The 16,920-nt window shown below is 66.7% G+C and carries 15 protein-coding genes; 3 read left to right on the forward strand and 12 right to left on the reverse strand.

From position 1 onward, the window contains the following. Positions 1-45: 45 nt before the first annotated feature. Positions 46-1,392: a histidine--tRNA ligase gene (hisS, locus tag NQ036_RS01390; RefSeq protein ID WP_257046458.1), complete on the reverse strand. Its 1,347-nt coding sequence runs from the start codon at positions 1,390-1,392 to the stop codon at positions 46-48. 61 nt (positions 1,393-1,453) lie between these two features. Further along, positions 1,454-2,101: an MBL fold metallo-hydrolase gene (locus NQ036_RS01395; protein WP_257046459.1), complete on the reverse strand. Its 648-nt coding sequence runs from the start codon at positions 2,099-2,101 to the stop codon at positions 1,454-1,456. A gap of 138 nt (positions 2,102-2,239) precedes the next feature. On the opposite strand from NQ036_RS01395, the gene NQ036_RS01400 reads away from it, so the two are divergent. Both NQ036_RS01400 and NQ036_RS01405 read left to right on the forward strand, forming a co-directional pair. Then, positions 2,240-3,601 (forward strand): DUF349 domain-containing protein, encoded by a 1,362-nt coding sequence (locus tag NQ036_RS01400; protein WP_257046460.1) that lies wholly within the window; start codon positions 2,240-2,242, stop codon positions 3,599-3,601. 111 nt (positions 3,602-3,712) lie between these two features. Beyond that, positions 3,713-4,282: a hypothetical protein gene (locus NQ036_RS01405; protein WP_257046461.1), complete on the forward strand. Its 570-nt coding sequence runs from the start codon at positions 3,713-3,715 to the stop codon at positions 4,280-4,282. A 10-nt stretch (positions 4,283-4,292) separates the two neighbouring features. Here NQ036_RS01405 and NQ036_RS01410 read toward each other — a convergent pair whose 3' ends face one another. The 9 genes from NQ036_RS01410 to NQ036_RS01450 form a co-directional block, all read right to left on the reverse strand. Further along, positions 4,293-6,596 carry a bifunctional (p)ppGpp synthetase/guanosine-3',5'-bis(diphosphate) 3'-pyrophosphohydrolase gene (locus tag NQ036_RS01410; RefSeq protein ID WP_257046462.1) on the reverse strand — a complete coding sequence of 768 codons (2,304 nt, stop codon included), beginning with the start codon at positions 6,594-6,596 and terminating at the stop codon, positions 4,293-4,295. 102 nt (positions 6,597-6,698) lie between these two features. Beyond that, positions 6,699-7,676, reverse strand: coding sequence for a protein translocase subunit SecF (gene secF / locus NQ036_RS01415; protein WP_257046463.1), 978 nt, complete (start codon positions 7,674-7,676; stop codon positions 6,699-6,701). Further along, positions 7,677-9,557 (reverse strand): protein translocase subunit SecD, encoded by a 1,881-nt coding sequence (gene secD / locus NQ036_RS01420; protein WP_257046464.1) that lies wholly within the window; start codon positions 9,555-9,557, stop codon positions 7,677-7,679. It lies immediately after the preceding gene. A gap of 73 nt (positions 9,558-9,630) precedes the next feature. Further along, entirely contained in the window at positions 9,631-10,059 is a 429-nt protein-coding gene (yajC, locus tag NQ036_RS01425) for a preprotein translocase subunit YajC (RefSeq protein WP_257046465.1), read from the reverse strand. A gap of 98 nt (positions 10,060-10,157) precedes the next feature. Beyond that, entirely contained in the window at positions 10,158-11,153 is a 996-nt protein-coding gene (ruvB, locus tag NQ036_RS01430) for a Holliday junction branch migration DNA helicase RuvB (RefSeq protein ID WP_257046646.1), read from the reverse strand. Between the two features lie 62 nt (positions 11,154-11,215). Next, a complete protein-coding gene (ruvA, locus tag NQ036_RS01435; protein WP_257046466.1) occupies positions 11,216-11,809 on the reverse strand; it encodes a Holliday junction branch migration protein RuvA in 594 nt (197 codons plus the stop codon). 80 nt (positions 11,810-11,889) lie between these two features. Then, positions 11,890-12,486 (reverse strand): crossover junction endodeoxyribonuclease RuvC, encoded by a 597-nt coding sequence (gene ruvC, locus NQ036_RS01440; protein WP_257046467.1) that lies wholly within the window; start codon positions 12,484-12,486, stop codon positions 11,890-11,892. Between the two features lie 9 nt (positions 12,487-12,495). Then, positions 12,496-13,254, reverse strand: coding sequence for a YebC/PmpR family DNA-binding transcriptional regulator (locus NQ036_RS01445; RefSeq protein WP_257046468.1), 759 nt, complete (start codon positions 13,252-13,254; stop codon positions 12,496-12,498). A gap of 68 nt (positions 13,255-13,322) precedes the next feature. Then, positions 13,323-13,841 (reverse strand): NUDIX hydrolase, encoded by a 519-nt coding sequence (locus NQ036_RS01450; RefSeq protein ID WP_257046469.1) that lies wholly within the window; start codon positions 13,839-13,841, stop codon positions 13,323-13,325. A gap of 125 nt (positions 13,842-13,966) precedes the next feature. Between NQ036_RS01450 and lgt the strand changes: the two genes are divergently transcribed. Beyond that, the gene (gene lgt, locus NQ036_RS01455) at positions 13,967-14,863 is read left to right on the forward strand and encodes a prolipoprotein diacylglyceryl transferase (RefSeq protein WP_257046470.1); all 897 of its coding nucleotides are present in this window, start codon (positions 13,967-13,969) and stop codon (positions 14,861-14,863) included. 79 nt (positions 14,864-14,942) lie between these two features. On the opposite strand, the gene NQ036_RS01460 is transcribed toward lgt, so the two are convergent. Continuing rightward, positions 14,943-16,919 carry a S9 family peptidase gene (locus NQ036_RS01460; RefSeq protein ID WP_257046471.1) on the reverse strand — a complete coding sequence of 659 codons (1,977 nt, stop codon included), beginning with the start codon at positions 16,917-16,919 and terminating at the stop codon, positions 14,943-14,945. Position 16,920: the final 1 nt, after the last annotated feature.

A 16,920-nucleotide genomic window follows, 5' to 3' on the forward strand; every position in this document is an offset into this window, starting at 1 on the left:
GATACAGCGACTAAGTCTAGTCGCAGGTCCCCGACGGCCCGGACCTCAGGCTCCGGCCGCGGGATTGACGACTCGGGGCCACAGGTCGTCTGCGCCCGGCGCCCAGATCTCCGGATCGGCCGGCGCCTGCACGCCGGTGCGGATGTCCTTGACCTCGTTCCCGGTCTCTCCGTCGAGGAACCAGACGAACGGGATACCGCGCTTATCGGCGAACTTGATCTGTTTGCCGAACTTCGCGGCACTCGGCGCCACGTCGGTGGCGATCCCGCGGGAGCGCAGCACGGCGGCGACCCGGTTCGCATCGGCCCGGTGGGATTCTGCGGTGACGGCCACCAGCACGGCGGTCGGCACGGACCGGGTGGCCCGCAGCGCCTGGTTGCGGCCGATGAAGCGCGAGAGCAGGCGGGAGACGCCCAGGGACATGCCCACGCCCGGATAGACCTTCTTGTCCGTTTTGGCCAGGGCGTCATAGCGTCCACCGGAGGCCACGGAGCCCAGGCCCTCGTGTCCGATCAGCTGGGTCTCGTAGACGGTGCCGGTGTAGTAGTCCAGACCGCGGGCGATCTTCAGCTGGGCGACGACCTTGCCCGGGGCCAGCTCATTGGCCGCATCGAGCAGTTTGACCAGGGCTTCGAGTCCCTGGTCGAGCAGGTCGTCGTGAACCCCCAGCGCGGTGACGCGGTCCGCGAATCCGGCGTCCGTCGCCTCGATCTCAGCCAGGGCCAGGCACGCCCGCTGCTGGGCGGGGCTCGCCCCTGCCTCTGCGGCCAGGAGTTCGCCCACCGCGGCCGGGCCGATCTTGTCGTACTTGTCGATGCAGCGCAGCACTGCGGTGATGTCGCTCAGCCCGATCCCACGGGCGAAGCCCTCCAGCAGCTTGCGGTTGTTCGCCAGGATCCGCACCGGCGGGATACCCAGTTCCCCAAGCGCCTCGAAGGCCTGCAGCATCACCAGCGGGACCTCGACCTCGTAGTGGTCCGGCAGGGTCCCATCGCCGATGACGTCGATATCGGCCTGAATGAATTCTCGGTAGCGGCCCTCCTGGGGACGCTCGCCGCGCCAGACGGGTTGAATCTGATAGCGCTTGAACGGGAAGTCCAGATGTCCCGCGTTCTCCACCACATAGCGCGACAGCGGCACCGTCAGGTCGAAGTGCAGGCCCAGGGGGTTCTTCTCCTCGCCCTCGGCGTGCAGCCGGCGCACCGCGAAGATCTCCTTGTCGATCTCCCCGTCCTTGGCCAGTGCCGTCAGCGGTTCGACCGCGCGGGTCTGGATTCCGGCGTAGCCGTTGAGCTCGAAGACATGGCGCAGATGATCGAGCAGCCGTTCCTGGACGATCTGATCGGCTGGAAGCCATTCTGGAAAGCCGGAGAGTTTGGCCGCCTGTGCCATGAGTGCTTCACTCCTAGTGTGATGCCCGCCGGGGCGGGTTGGGGTGGTTAATGGATCTCTATCATTTCAGGAAGGGATTGCCGGCCTGTTCGCGGGCCATCGTCGTGGCCGGCCCGTGGCCGGGATGGACGGCACCGTCGGGCAGACCGCGCAGTACCGCAAGGCTGTCGACCATGGCACGCGCACTGCCGCCCGGCAGGTCGGTGCGTCCCACCGAACCGGCGAACAGGATATCGCCGGAGAAGTACACCGTCTCCCCCGTGTCCGGCAGGCCCGCGGCGATCAGTGTGGAACCCTCCGTGTGCCCGGGCAACACCGTGAAGTCGAAGTCGAGCCCCGCCAGGCTGAGCCGCTCCGGCAGTGCCCGCGCCACCGGCGCCGGCCAATCGGGCACGGCGCGTGCCACCACCGCGGCGAAGTCACCGGTCATCGTGGCCGCGGGATCGGCCAGCCGGTAGTGGTCCGCGGCGGCCAGGTAGACCGGTACGTCCCAGGACTCAAGGTATGCGGGCAGTCCCAGCACGTGGTCGGGATGTCCATGGGTCAGCAATACCGCCACCGGGTGCAGGCCCGCGGCCTCAACCTGGGCGCGTACCCCTTCCGCGCCGCCGAGGCCCGCGTCGATCAACACGCACTCCTGCGATTCTGCGGCGGAGACGACATAGCAGTTGACGCCCAGAAACGGGGCGACAGTGGTCAAAACGCGCATAGCCCGATTCTATCCACGAGGCGGGCGCAGTGGACGGATTGGCCCTGCCCCGGACCACAACGGCTAAGCTGTGGGGGTACTTCAACCGCATAGTCGAGTGATCCGTGTGATTCGACCGACGACAGACAGGGAATCTCCATGACTGATTCGAACCATCCCGTTCCGAAACCAGGCCCCCGCCCGGGCCCGAAGCCCTCGGCGCTGGCGCCGGTGCCGGCGACCGAGCACCGCGACCGCAGCGCAGAGCTGGCCGCCGCCACCGCCTTCGGCCGGGTCGATGAAGCGCAGACGGTTTTCGTCCGGACGGCCGAGGGCGAACGCCCTGTGGGACAGTACCCCGACGCCGATGCCGCAGGCGCCCTGGAGTACTTCGCCAACAAGTACCTCGACCTGGTCGACGCGGCGGAGCTGCTGGGCCAGCGCCTGGCCGCCGGTGCGCCCGCCGATGCGATCCGGCGTTCCGCCGCCGCCCAGCGCGAGGCCCTGGCCGGCGCGGACGTGGTCGGGGACCTGGCCGGACTCGACGAGCGCCTCCAACAGCTCGCCGCACGTGCCGACACCGCTGCCGCCGCGGCCCAGCAGGAGACCGAGGCAAGGCGCGAGGAGGGCCGTCTGCGCCGCCGGGAGATCGTGGACGAGGCGGAGCGGATCGCCGCCCAGGATTCCGCCAGGGTCCAGTGGAAGCAGTCCGGCGCCCGGATGCGGGAACTGTTCGCGCGCTGGAAGGAGGTGCAGGCCGCCAGCCCGCGCCTGCCGCGGTCGGAGGATCAGGAACTGTGGGGACGCTTCGCGAAGGCCCGCAACGGGTTCGACCGGCGCCGCAAGGAGTTCTTCGCCGAGCTGGACGCCCACAATGCCGAGGGCAAGCGGCTGAAGGAGAAGCTGGTCGCCCAGGCCGAGGAGCTCTCCGGTTCCACCGATTGGCGCGAGACCGCAGGGCGGTTCCGCGACCTGATGGACAAGTGGAAGGCCACCCCGCGGGCGGGCCGCAAGGACGACGACGCCCTGTGGGCCCGCTTCAGGGCCGCACAGGATGTCTTCTTCGCCGCGCGCAAGGCCGAGAACGATGCGATCGACGCCGGCTATGCGGACAACCTGGTGGTCAAGGAGGCTCTGCTCGAACGCGCCAGGGCCCTCCTGCCGATCACCGACATCGATTCAACCAAGCAAGCCCTGCGGAAGATCCAGGACGAGTGGGAGGACGCGGGCCGGGTCCCGCGCGCCGATATCAGCCGGATGGAGAACGGTCTGCGCGAGGTCGAGTCGGCACTGTCCGCAGCAGAGGACGAGCGCTGGCGCAAGACCAACCCGGAGACCCGGGCACGGACCAGCGGAGTGCTCTCCCAGCTGACCGATCAGCTCGACGAGTTGCAGGCCAAGCTCGACGCCGCCGAGGCCGCAGGCGATCAGAAGCGCATCGCCAAGGCCGGCGAGGAGCTCGAGACGAAGCGTAAATGGTATGAGCAGTTGGCCCGCACTGCCGAGGAGTTCTCCGACTAAGGCATCAGACATCTGTGGATAACCGGCCCGCAGCGGTGGGCTCCGGGCCGGTTATCCACAGATTCCCCCGGGGGTCTGGCCTGGTGGCCAATGAGCTGCCAGGCTTTCCTCATGTCCACCTGCGAAGAATCAGCCCCCGTCGACGGGCTGTTGCGGCCGACTGCCGACGTCGACCGCGATACCCTGCGCTCACTGGCCCTCGACGGACTGCTCGTCCAGCTGACCGAGGACTGCTGGGTCGCCGCCGACGCCCCCGCCGGGCCGCGGCTGCGGGCGGCCGCGCTCGGCCCGCCCCAACTGGCCGACACCGCCTATTCCCACGCCACCGCGCACTGGGTCTGGTGGGGCTCCGGGCGCAGCCCGGTCACCGTGCACCTGACGACCCTCAAACGCCGCAGACTGCGCGGGAACTATGCCGCTCACACCTTCGAACGCACCTTGGGCCCCTTCGACGTCTCCCGCCCCGCAGCGGTGCCGGTGACGACTGGAGCCCGTACCCTGTTCGACGAGGCCATGGCGATCGAGACGCGGGACCCCGCGCGGCTGGCGGCGGCGATCACCACATTGCTCGTCGATGTGGGCCGCGCCGACCGACTGGCCTTCGGCGAATACGTTGACGGGCTCTACCGCCGCTCCGGGATCACCGTGCTGCGCCGGGCGCTGGAACTCGTCGAGCTGTGACCCCGCCGACTCAGCCGGTGATCCGGTAGACGTCGAACACGCCGTCCACCTGCCGTACCGCCGAGAGCACGCTGCCCAGGTGGGTGGAGTCCCCTATCTCGAAGACGAAACGAGACTGTGCAACCCTGGCGCGGCTGGTCGCCACGGAGGCCGAAAGGATGTTGACATGGTAGTCACTGAGCGCCTTCGTGATATCGGAGAGCAGACCGGCACGATCGAGCGCCTCGACTTGTATCTGCACGAGGTAGAGTCCGTGCGACTGCCCCGTCCATTCGACCTCCACCAACCGCTCGGGCTGGCGTTCGAGTGAGGCCATGTTCTTACAGTCCTTGCGATGAACCGATACTCCACTGCCGCGGGTGACGAAGCCGATGACGTCATCGCCGGGCACCGGGGTGCAGCAGCGCGCCAACTTCACCAGGATGTCGTCCATCCCCTTGACGCGCACGCCCTCGGTCGAGGAGTGGTGCCCGGAGGACCTGCCCGTCTTGTTCTGTGCGATCACCGGGGCGGGCTCCGGTTCGGCCTGTTCGCCCTGGACGTGTTTGGCCAGTAGATCGACGATGTGCGCAGCCGAGACGTTCCCATTGCCGATCGAGGCGTAGAGCGAATCGACGTCCGGCAGGTGCTGTTCTGCGGCGACGAGCTCCAGGGTCTCGTTCTTCATCAGCTTCTCGGCACTGATATGGTGACGGCGCATCGCCCGGGCCAGCTGGTCGCGCCCGTTGTCGATGGCCTCCTCCCTGCGCTCCTTGGAGAACCACTGTCGGATCTTGTTGCGTGCCCTGGGACTGGCGACGAAGGTCAACCAGTCACGGCTGGGACCGGCGTGTTCGTCCTTCGAGGTGAAGACCTCGACGACGTCACCGTTGTTCAGCTCTGTATCCAGCGGCACCAGCCGGCCGTTGACCCTGGCGCCCATCGTCTTGTGCCCGACCTCCGTGTGTACGGAATAGGCGAAGTCGACCGGCGTCGAATGCTGTGGCAGCGTGATGATGTCGCCCTGCGGGGTGAAGGCGTAGACCTCCTGGCTGCGTACCTGGTAACGCAGGTTGTCCAGGAACTCGTCGGGGTCCTCGGTCTCCTGCTGCCAGTCCATGATCTGGCGCAGCCAGTTGACCTGGTCGAGTTCTCCGGAGTCCGCCACCTTGACGGTCCGCCCGCCGGTGCCGGATCCCGCGGCCGTCGCCTTTGCCCGGTCCTTGTAGCGCCAGTGCGCGGCCACCCCGTATTCCGCCCTGGTGTCCATTTCATAGGTTCTGATCTGGATCTCCACCGGCTTGCCGTACGGGCCGATCACGGTGGTGTGCAGGCTCTGGTACATGTTGAACTTCGGGACCGCGATATAGTCCTTGAACCGCCCCGGCACCGGCGTCCACTTGGCGTGGACCAGCCCGAGCACCCCGTAGCACTCGTTGACCGTCGAGACCAGCACGCGCACACCGACAAGGTCGTAGATGTCGCCGAACTCGTGCCCGCGCACCACCATCTTCTGGTAGATGGAATAGTAGTGCTTCGGCCGGCCGGTGATGGTCGCATCGATCTGCGCTCCGTGAAGCACATCGCCCAGGTCCTTGGACACGATGCCCAGGTACTTCTCGCGTTCCGGGGTCCGCTCGGCGACCAGTCTGACGATCTCGTCGTAGACCTTGGGATAGAGCACTTGGAACGACAGGTCCTCGAGTTCCCATTTGATCGTGTTCATCCCCAGGCGGTGCGCCAGCGGGGCGAAGATCTCCAGGGTCTCCCTGGCCTTGCGCTCACTTGAGGAAGCCGGTACGTACTTCCATGTGCGTGCATTGTGGAGCCGGTCGGCCAGCTTGATGACCAGCACCCTGATGTCCTGACTCATCGCCACGATCATCTTCCGCACGGTCTCGGACTGGGCCGCAGCCCCGTATTGGATCTTGTCCAGCTTCGTGACCCCGTCGACCATCAGCGCTATCTCATCGCCGAAGTCAGTGCGCAGGTCCTCCAGGCTGTACCCGGTGTCCTCGACCGTATCGTGCAGCAGGGCTGCGGCCAGGGTCACCGGGGTCATGCCGATTTCGGCCAGGATGGTCGCAACCGCAACCGGATGCGTGATGTAGGGATCACCGCTCTTGCGGGTCTGGCCGCGATGCCATTTCTCCGCCACCCGATAGGCCCGCAGGACGATGTCCGGATCGGCCTTCGGGTGGTTCTTCTCCAGCGCCTGCAGCAGGGGCCCCAGGGCCGGGGGGAACTGCGGCGAATTCTGGCTGCGCGCCGTCCAGAACGCCAATCGGGACAGGCCCCGCTGGCGCTTGTTGGTGCTCTTCGCCTGATCGCTCATGACCCGTCACCCTCCCTGGGAACACCTGCGGGTTCCACGCGAATAAAAGAACCACCGGTGAGCGGACTCACCGGTGGTTCAATACTACAAGGAACTTCGTGCTCAAGCCGCAGGGCGGGCCTCGAGCACTCTGGCCTCCTGCTCCTTGACCTTCTTCTCCGTGGAACGCAGTACCGCGTACAGCGGAGAGGCGACGAACAGTGTCGAGGCCGCAGCGACCACGGTGCCCACGAACAGTGACAGCGAAATATCCGTCAGCGTGCCCGCGCCGAGCAGGAACACGCCGATGAACAGGATCGCGCCGATCGGCAGGGCCGCGATGATCGTGGTGTTGATCGAGCGCACAGTGGTCTGGTTGATGCCCAGGTTCACCAATTCGGAGAATGTCCTGTCCTTTGCACTCCCGAAGTCCTGGGTCGTCTCCCTGATCTTGTCGAAGACCACCACCGTGTCGTACAGCGAGAAGCTCAAGACCGTGAGGAAGCCGATCACCGCCTCCGGGGTGACCTCGAAGCCGGTGGCCGAGTAGATCCCCATGGTCAGGACCATGACGAACACCAGGCCCAGGATCGCCGCCAATGACATCTTCCAGGTGCGGAAGTAGATCGCCATGAACACCATCGCCAGGGCCACGAAGATGATGAGCGCACGCGCCATCTTCTGGGTGACGTCCGCGCCCCACTGCGGGCCGATGAAGTTCGATGTGACATCGGAGTTGTCGACCTGCAGATGGCTCACGAGCGAGTCCCTGACCTGCTGCATCTGCTCATCGCTGAGCTGGTCGGTCTCGATCTTGAGGGTGTCATTGGTCGTCGGGACCACGGAGGGATTCGCAGCGCCCACCGCATCGGTCACCGCCTGTGAGGCCGCGTCGACCTTGTCGGTGGCCACGTGGTCGACCTGGAACTGGGATCCGCCGCGGAAGTCGATGCCCAGGTTGAACCCGCCGAAGACGGGGACCAGGATCGACAGGACGGTCAGCACGGCCGCGATCGTCAACCACAGTTTGGACTTCCCGACGAACGGGATGGACGATTCACCGGTGTGGAGCCTGTTGCCCCATTCGAAGAAGCGTTTCACTTACTCGTCCTCTCCCGACTTCAAAGCGGCCTTGCGTTCGGCGATCGACATCCCGTCCTCGGCCTTCCGGTCGGTCCGGGCCTGCCGCCTCTTCGCCTCCTTGAAGGACTTGCCCTTCTTCGACTTCTCCTTCGCACGTTCCAAATCCAGGCCGAGGGCACCGCGGTAGGCAGCGGGCTTGACCCCGAGCAACCGCGGATCCATCCCGGACATGGGGTGGCCGTTGCCGAAGAACTCCGTGCGCGCCAGGGCCTGCAGCATCGGATGGGTGAACAGGACGACGACGAGCACGTCGACGATGACTGTCAGACCCAGGGTGAAGGCGAAGCCACGCACCGAGCCGACTGCCAGGATGTAAAGAATGACGGCTGCGAGCATGTTGACCGCCTTGGACGCGTAGATCGTCCGGCCCGCACGCGACCAGCCGACCTCCACCGCGGATTTCAGAGGTCTGCCGTCGCGCAATTCATCTCGGACACGTTCGAAGTAGACGATGAACGAGTCGGCGGTCATGCCGATACCCACGATGATGCCGGCGACGCCGGCCAGGGACAGCCGATAACCGTACCGCCACGATACGAACAGCAGGAGCAGATAGGTCAGGATTCCAGCGACGACCAGGGAACTGACCGTCACCGAGGCCAGGGCGCGGTACTGGAACAGCGAGTACACGATGACCAACAACAGGCCGATACCGCCAGCGAGCAGGCCCTTCGAGAGGTATTCCGAACCCAGGGTCGGGGAGATCTGCTCCTCGGACTGGACCTGGAAGCTGATCGGCAGTGCACCGTTCTTCAGCTGGTTGGCCAGGGTCTCGGCCTCCTCCTGCGTGAAGCTGCCGGTGATCTGCGCCCGCCCATCGGTCACGGCCGACTGTGAGACGGGTGCCGTGAGCACCAGCCCGTCGAGGGTGATGGCGAACTGGTTGTAGGGCTGCTGCTGACCGGTGATGGCACTGGTCACCTTGCCGAAGACGTCACGGCCGGTTCCGTCGAACTCCATGGACACGGCCAGATTGTTCGTCTGCTGGCCCGAGGAGGAAGTCTCGTAACCGAAACTGGCGTCCTTGACATGCGAGCCGTCGAGCTCTACCGGGCCCAAGACGTACTTCTCCTGTCCGTCCTTGGAACACGCCACGACCGGCTGATCGGGGTTCAAGCGCTTGCCACCAGTCCGGTTCTCCGGATTCGTGCAGTCCAGTTCGGCGAATTGCTTCTGGATTTTCTCGCTGGCCCAGGACTGATCGGCTGCCGGATCGAAGCGCGGAATCTTCTGTGCCTCGGTGGAGTCCTGCTGTTTGGCCGTGGGCGAGGCGCTCGGCCCGCCGGCCGGAGCCGCGGAGGCGGCCTGTTTGGACACCGTACCGCCGGCCTTGCCGGTCTCCGACTGCTTGCCCAGCAGATCCTCGAGCTTCTTCTTCTGTTCATCGGTCATCTCCGGCGATTTCGACTCGCTCGGACTCGCCGACTCCTGCCCTGCGGGTTGCGGGGCGCCGACGGCCGCGACGCGGCGGAAGGCCAGCTGAGCCGAGGACCGGACCAGACCGCGGGTCTGCTTATCGGGGTTGCCAGGCAGGTTGACGACGATGTTCTGATCGCCCTGCGTGCTGATCTCGGCCTCCGATACACCCGTCGAGTCGACACGCTGCCGGATGATCGCCACAGCCTGCTGCAGCTGCTCCTTGGAGATCTTGGCGCCTTCGTCCAGCTGTGGTTCGAGGATGATCGAGGTTCCGCCCTCGAGGTCGAGTGCGAGGTTGGGAGTCCAACTCGCCTTGCCCCAGATGGACCCGGCGGCGATAATCGCGGCCACGATCGCCGTGATGACGATCAGCCACGTAAAACGCAGCCCGGGCCGGGGCTTGTTCTCTGAAGATGACACGGAAGTTCTTTCGATTGGGAGCACCGCGCTTTCAGACCAGGAGCCCGACGCGGTGTGGGTGGGAGGACCTGATTCAGTCCTTGTCCTTGTCGGCGGAGTCCTTCCCCTGCTGGGAGTCGGAGTCCTGTTCGGGCGATTCGCGCTTGGCCGCGTTCATCGCGTCGAGTTCGGCGTCGGTGATACGCGGGGACTCGGAGTCCGCTGCGGACTCTGCCGGTTCGTCGGACGCGGGCTCTGCCGGCGCCGGGTCGGCCTGAGCGGCCTGCACCTGGCCGATGGCCTGCTTGTGGAAGACCAGGATGGTGCCGGGCCCCGATTCGATGGTGACCTTGTTATCGGCTTCGTCGACGGACACGACGGTGCCGTAGATACCGGAACTGGTCATCACCGAGGCGCCGGGGACCAGATCGTTCTTCATCTGTTCGGCGCGGGCCTTCTGTTTCTTCTTGTTGCTGAACATGAAGAAGATGAGCATCGCCGCGACGACGACGATCAGAATCATGCTGGGATCCACGGAGGTACGACCTTTCAGAGAATGGGCAGATCGGTCGCTAGTCTAGTTGGGACCACCTAAGGATGACCAATCCCGCGGCCCCGGAATCAGTCCACCCGCTCCTCCGGCGGAGTCAGGCCCAAGTGCGCCCAGGCCTCGCGGGTGGCGATCCGGCCGCGTGGCGTCCGCGATATCAGCCCTTCGCGAACAAGGAAGGGCTCGGCGACCTCTTCGACGGTCTCGGCCTCCTCCCCCACCGATACGGCGAGGGTGGACAGTCCCACCGGACCGCCGTTGAATCGGCGGCATAGGACCCGCAGAACGGAGCGGTCGAGCCGGTCGAGTCCCCGTTCGTCGACCTCATATACCTTCAGCGCCTCCTGCGCCGCGTGTTTGTCCACGACTCCGCTGCCGCGCACCTGCGCCCAGTCGCGCACCCGCCGCAGCAGCCTGTTGGCGATGCGCGGGGTACCGCGGGAGCGCATCGCGATCTCGACCAGGCCGGCCGGCCTGGCCTCGATGCCGATCATCTGCGCCGAGCGGACGAGGACCCTTTCGAGATCCTCATCGGAGTAGAAGTCCAGGTGCCCGGTGAACCCGAAGCGGTCGCGCAGCGGCGCCGGCAGCAGCCCCGACCTGGTGGTCGCGCCGACCAGCGTGAACGGCGGAAGTTCGAGCGGGATCGCGGTGGCGCCGGGGCCCTTGCCGACGATGACGTCGACGCGGAAGTCCTCCATCGCGACGTAGAGCATTTCCTCGGCCGAACGCGACATCCTGTGGATCTCGTCGATGAACAGGACCTCGCCCTCCTCCAGCGAGGACAGGATCGCCGCAAGATCGCCGGCGTGCTGGATCGCCGGGCCCGAGGTGATCCGGATCTGCGCGCCCATTTCGGCAGCGATGATCATCGCCAGTGTGGTCTTGCCCAGTCCGGGCGGCCCCGAGAGCAACACATGGTCCGGCGTCCTGCCCCTGGCCCTGGCTGCATCGAGGACGAGGGAGAGCTGTTCGCGCACCAGTGGCTGCCCGACGAATTCCGCGAGCCCCTTCGGCCGCAGAGCAGCTTCCTGAGCCCGCTCCTGGGCTCCGGCACCGGTGCCCATCAGGCGCTCGAGTTCCGCGCCGGTCGGGTCGTCCGAACCGAAGTCGATTTCGTAGCCGTCGGTCACTGGCGGCCCCCCAGAACCCGCAGACTGGCCTTGAGCAGAACCGGTACGGAGGCCTCGGGCAGATCTGCGCGCACCGCGGAGACGACGTCGAGCGCTTCCGCTTCCTTCCAGCCGAGCCCGGTCAGGGCCAGCACGACCTCGTCGTCCGCGGCGGTGTGCACGGGGGCCCCCGCAGCAGCGGCCGCCGGCAATCGGTCGAGCCGGTTGCCCAGCTCCAGCATCATCCGGGCCGCGACCTTCTTGCCGATACCCGGCACCCGGGTCAGAGCGGCCTCGTCGCCGGCGGAGACCGCGGTGCTCAGTTCGGCCGGCCCCAGCACGCCGAGCACCGCCAGCGCCAGTTTGGGGCCCACCCCCGAGATACCGGTGAGGACTTCGAAAACCGATTTCTCGTCGGGTGTGGGGAAGCCGAACAGCGTCAGGGAGTCCTCGCGCACCACCAGGATCGTGTGCAGCGCCAGCTCCATTCCCGGTCTGGTCTGCAGTGCAAAGGCTGGGGTGATGTGAACTTCACGACCGACGCCGTAGGTCACGAGCGTCAGTGTGTCGGTCGTGACCGCGTGGACGGTCCCTGCAAGATAGGTGAGCACAGTGCTTCTCCGTGGAAGGGCTTATGTGGGAACAGATGTACGATTTCTCCCTAGCCTAGCGCACGCACGGCAGGTCCGGCTCAGCGATTCCTCCGGATCGCCGCCGCCCACTGTTCCTGTGCCCGGGTCAGGCCCGAGCCCTGCCTGCCGGCCGCCTGGCGGGCCAGTAGGTCCTTGGTGGGGCCCGGGGTCGAGGTGGCCGCGGTCGCCCCGCGCCACAGGTGGCAGATAGCGATGGCCAGGGCGTCCGCGGCGTCCGCGGGCTTCGGTGGGGCGTCGAGCCGGAGGATCTTCGTGACCATGGTGGTCATCTGCCGCTTATCGGCCCTGCCGTTGCCGGTGATCGCGGCCTTGACCTCGGAGGGTGTGTGCATGGCTACGGGGATGCCGCGGCGGGCGGCCAGTCCCATGGTCAGTCCGGAGGCCTGTGCCGTGCCCATGATGGTCGACACGTCGTTGCGGGCGAACACCCGCTCGATGCTGACGACATCGGGACGGTAGTCGTCGAGCCAGGTGTCGAACACCTCGGCGATGCGGCCCAGGCGGACGTCCACCGCGTCCGAGGCGGGGGTCCTGGCCACACCCACCGCCACCATCCGTGGCTGGTGCGCCCGACTGGACTCGACGACCCCGAGCCCACAGCGGGTGAGCCCGGGGTCGACACCGAGGATGCGCACGACGGCGGCCTAGTCGGATTCTTCCAACTGCGCCATGACCTCATCGGAGACATCGGCGTTGGTGTAGACGTTCTGCACATCGTCGCTGTCCTCGAGCGCATCGATGAGCTTGAACACCTTGGCCGCGGTCTCCGCGTCCAACGGGACCTCGAGGTTGGGCACGAAGGCGGCGTCGGCACTCTCGTAGTCGATCCCGGCGTCCTGCAGGGCAGAGCGCACTGCGACCAGATCAGTGGCCTCGGAGATCACCTCGAAGGTATCGCCGTTGTCCTTGACCTCTTCGGCTCCCGCGTCCAGGGTCGCCTCGAGGATCGCGTCCTCGTCTGCGTTGTCCTGCGAGACCACGACGACGCCCTTGCGTGCGAAGTTGTAGGCGACCGAACCGGGGTCGGCCATGTTCCCGCCGTTGCGGGTCACGGCCACACGCACCTCGGCTGCGGCACGGTTGCGGTTATCGGTCAGACATTCGATCAGCAGGGCCACACCGCCCTGGGCATAGCCCTCGTACATGATCGTCTCGTAGTCGACGCCCGAGCCGTCGAGGCCACCGCCGCGCTTGACCGCGCGATCGATGTTATCGGCGGGAACCGAGTTCTTCTTGGCCTTCTGCACGGCGTCGAAGAGAGTCGGGTTGCCAGCGGGGTCCGGTCCGCCATTCCTGGCCGCGACCTCGATGTTCTTGATCAGCTTGGCGAACAGCTTGCCGCGCTTGGCATCGATGGCCGCTTTCTTGTGCTTGGTGGTGGCCCACTTGGAGTGACCTGACACGGGATTTGCTCCTCTTCACCGATAATGCGACGCCGCTAGGCGGCGTCGACCTCTTCCAACGATTTATATTACAGGCGCCCGTTGCGCAGCCGCAGCGGCATGTCCGGGACGAGGCCCGCCACTACCAACCGGGCCAGTTCGCCAACGGCCACAGGCCGCATCACCCCGACGGCCGAGGTCCCCTCGGGTCCGACGACCACGGCGTCCAGGTCGAGCCAGGCGGTCTCCAGGATCGCCTTCTTCTCCAGGTCTGTGCGCAGTGCGTTGTCGAGGTCCTCATCGTCACTGCAGAGGAGTCCGTAGAACACCTCATCCTGGATGTGGACGCCGTCGGAGAGCGTGATGCTGGCCCGGTGACTGGCCAGCGGGCCGGTCAATTCCATCGGCTCGCACTCGATGCCGGTCTCCTCGGCCAGTTCGCGTACCGCTGTCCGCCGGGGGTCCTCCCCCAGTTCGGCGCCCCCGCCCGGGGTCTCCCACCACGTCCGGGTGGGGTCGTAGATGTCGCGCACGTGGATCATGAAGACCTGCGCAGCAGGGTTGACCACGATGACGCGCGCCGCCTGGCGGACGGTGAGTTCGCTCATTTCCTGCCTTCGTCTCGTCCCGATCTCCCCGGATTCCTATCAAGGGTGACCCGATCGAGCATACCCGCTCGGCGTGCCGAGCGTGAATGCGGCATCCCATCGACGCCGGTCATAGACTGGTCACCATGCCATCGACCACCGATATCCAGCTCCTGGCGTCAATCCCATCGCCGAGTGTATCCTCCTTCCAGCTGGGACCGCTGACCATCCACTTCTACGCGCTGTGCATCCTCGTGGGCATCATTGTGGCGCTGTGGTTGACCGACCGACGGCTGCGGGCCCGTGGGACCCAGGACTGGCAGATCGTCGACGTCGCGGTATGGGCGATCCCCCTGGCCATCGTGTGCGCCCGCGTCTACCACGTGCTCAGCCATTTCGGCGACTACTTCGGACCGGGGCGCAACCCCTGGAACATCACCGAGTACGGCTCGGTGTGGGCGATCTGGGAGGGCGGCATCGCGATTTTCGGTGCCCTCTTGGGCGGGGCCCTGGGCGTGTTCATCGGCTGCCGCCAGACCGGCCTGCGATTCACCGCCGTGGCCGATGCCCTGGCTCCGGGGTTGATCCTCGCGCAGGCCTGCGGACGCTTCGGCAATTGGTTCAATCAAGAGCTGTTCGGACGCCCCACCACCGTGCCCTGGGGACTCGAAATCGCGGCGGGAAATCCCGCCATTCCGGCGGGCACCCCCGCGGGAACCCTGTTCCATCCCACGTTCCTCTACGAAGTGCTGTGGAACGCCCTCGGCGTCGTGGTGCTGTTGTGGTTGGGCCGCAGGGTCTACTTCCAGTGGGGCCGGCTGTTCGCCGTCTACCTCATCTGGTATGGCGCCGGGCGCACGGTCTGGGAGAACATCCGGATCGATCCCAGTCAGTTCTACCTGGGCATTCGCACGAACGTGTGGGCGGCACTGGGTGCGATCGCCCTGGGCCTGATCATCCTGGCCGTGCAAGCCCGCCGACACAACGGGCCCGAACCCTCGCCCTATCTGCCCGGGCGCGCTCCGGCGGCCGAGCAGGACTGAACCGGAACGCTCGCAGCACAAGGGGCGGGCCCGTGGAGATGATCTCCACGGGCCCGCCCCTTGTTACCGGAAAACCGCCTCAGGCCACCGGCAGGTGCTTCGACCACCACTCCAGGACCGCCTCGAAGCGCTGCACCCGGTGCCTGGGCCGGCCCGCCCTGGACAATTCGTGGTTCTCGCCCGGGAAGATCAGGAACTCGGCCGGAACACCGGCCCGGCGCAGTGCCGCATAGTACTGCTGGCCCTGTTCCAGCGGGCACCGCAGGTCCCGCTCCGAGTGCATCACCAGGGTGGGTATCCGGACCAGGGCCGCCCGCTCGATCGGCGACTGGCGCGCGATGTCCTCGGCCGCCGGGCCCGTGTACTCATCCGTGAAGTAGCGGCCGATGTCGCTGGTTCCGTAGAACGAACCCGGCACGAGGTAGCCGCGTTCGACGATCGCCGCCGAGAACCTCGTGCCCTCCTGCGAGCCGATGAGCATCGCGGTCAGGTAGCCGCCGTATGAACCGCCCTGCACACCGATCCGGGTCCCGTCGAGCTCCGGATGTGCCGCCAGCGCGGTGTCGAGCACTGCCAGCACATCGGCGGCGGCGGGCTCTGCCATATCGCCCTTGACCGCCAGCCCCCAGTCCCGGCCCCTGCCATTGGACCCGCGTGGGTTGGAGTACACGACGGCGTAACCCGCCGCCACCAGTACCTGGGTCTCGTCGAACAGCGCATGGGTGTACTGGGAGAAGGGACCGCCGTGGATGTTCAAGATCACCGGGTGCGGACCAGGACCCCGGGGCACTGCTACCCAGCCGTGCACCTCCCCGCCACTTCCGTCCGCCTTGATCGCCTCGGGCACCACCGCATCGGGCACGCCGCCGAAGTCCGTCAGAGCCTCAGGGGCGATGCCGGCACCTGTGGCGGACTCGGCGTCGAGGGCGGCTGCGGGCACTCGGAAGAGTTCGCCGAAGGAGTCCGGGACAGCCGCCGTGAACACCAGCGATCCGTCGGCGGCGAAGGCGAACCCGGAGACCACCGCGTCCGCCGGGGTCAGGAAGTGCAGATCGCGCAGGGTCGCGGGCCCTACTGCGTCCAGTTCGAGTGCCGTCAGTCGGATCGCGCCGTCGGTGACGACCCCGAAGTACACTCTCCCATCGACGAGCTGCAGCAGGCCACCAGCGGCGTCGACGCTCGCGGCATCGGTCAAGCGCTCGGTGGCGCCCGTGGCGGTGTCGTGGACGTAGACCCCGGAGAGCTGGGCGATGAAATCGGTCGGTCCATCCGTGAAGTCCTGGGCGACGAGCACACAACGCGTGTCGTCGATCCAACGGTGGCTGTGCACTGCCAGGGACTCGGGAATCTCAAGGGCCCTGGGACCCTCTGCCGTGTACACCCACACGGTGTCGCGCAGATCGACCTCATCGATGTCATCGTGCCGGCCGGCCACCGCCGAACGGATCAGACCCGACGGGGAGTACTGCGGATCCGAGGTGTCCCCCGGCAGTTCCGGCAGGACCTCGGGCACCGGGTAGGAGTCGATGCCGTCCACCCCGACGGGTTCGACGCCGGCCTCGGGGATCGCGATTTCGAATACCACGGTGCCCCTGTCGCGGAAGTACCCCAGCCCATTGTGCAGGTACTGCGGGTGGGTGATCCGGCGCGGCGCCTCGGCATCGGCCGAAACCTCAGGATCGGTGCCGTAGCGGCCCTCCTCCGGGATCCGGGCCAGGACCAGGGCGGAGTCACCGTTCGGGGACACCGCGAAATCGTCCACGCCCAGATCCACGTTCGTCAGCACCCTGGTGGCACCAGGGTGTTCGCCGATGTGCAGCTGGGCCACGCCACCGCGGGCTGCGCGCAGTAGGGCGAAGCCACCGGCACACGAACGCAGGTGCGAATCGTTGAACCCGTGGCTGATGCGCCGGGTGACCGCTCCATCGGTGGCGAAGACCTGGCCGGTATAGGCGTCCTGGGCCGTCTGGGGCCGGCGCAGGGTGAACAGCACACGCTGCCCCCACGCCACCGGGTCGGCCAGCTGGTGGACCGCGTCGATGTCCTCTGGTGTCATC

The sequence above is a fragment of the Brevibacterium sp. 91QC2O2 genome, assembly GCF_024580695.1.
In the GTDB taxonomy this organism is placed as follows: domain Bacteria; phylum Actinomycetota; class Actinomycetes; order Actinomycetales; family Brevibacteriaceae; genus Brevibacterium; species Brevibacterium moorei.

Excerpts from the sequence above, each read along its gene's own strand:
- NQ036_RS01405 (WP_257046461.1), top strand. The coding sequence starts at position 3,713 with ATGTCCACCTGCGAAGAATCAGCCCCCGTCGACGGGCTGTTGCGGCCG.
- lgt (WP_257046470.1), top strand. The coding sequence starts at position 13,967 with ATGCCATCGACCACCGATATCCAGCTCCTGGCGTCAATCCCATCGCCG.
- ruvB (WP_257046646.1), bottom strand. The coding sequence starts at position 11,153 with ATGGGCACCGGTGCCGGAGCCCAGGAGCGGGCTCAGGAAGCTGCTCTG.
- yajC (WP_257046465.1), bottom strand. The coding sequence starts at position 10,059 with ATGATTCTGATCGTCGTCGTCGCGGCGATGCTCATCTTCTTCATGTTC.
- NQ036_RS01395 (WP_257046459.1), bottom strand. The coding sequence starts at position 2,101 with ATGCGCGTTTTGACCACTGTCGCCCCGTTTCTGGGCGTCAACTGCTAT.
- hisS (WP_257046458.1), bottom strand. The coding sequence starts at position 1,392 with ATGGCACAGGCGGCCAAACTCTCCGGCTTTCCAGAATGGCTTCCAGCC.
- NQ036_RS01450 (WP_257046469.1), bottom strand. The coding sequence starts at position 13,841 with ATGAGCGAACTCACCGTCCGCCAGGCGGCGCGCGTCATCGTGGTCAAC.
- NQ036_RS01460 (WP_257046471.1), bottom strand. The coding sequence starts at position 16,919 with ATGACACCAGAGGACATCGACGCGGTCCACCAGCTGGCCGACCCGGTG.
- NQ036_RS01400 (WP_257046460.1), top strand. The coding sequence starts at position 2,240 with ATGACTGATTCGAACCATCCCGTTCCGAAACCAGGCCCCCGCCCGGGC.
- NQ036_RS01410 (WP_257046462.1), bottom strand. The coding sequence starts at position 6,596 with ATGAGCGATCAGGCGAAGAGCACCAACAAGCGCCAGCGGGGCCTGTCC.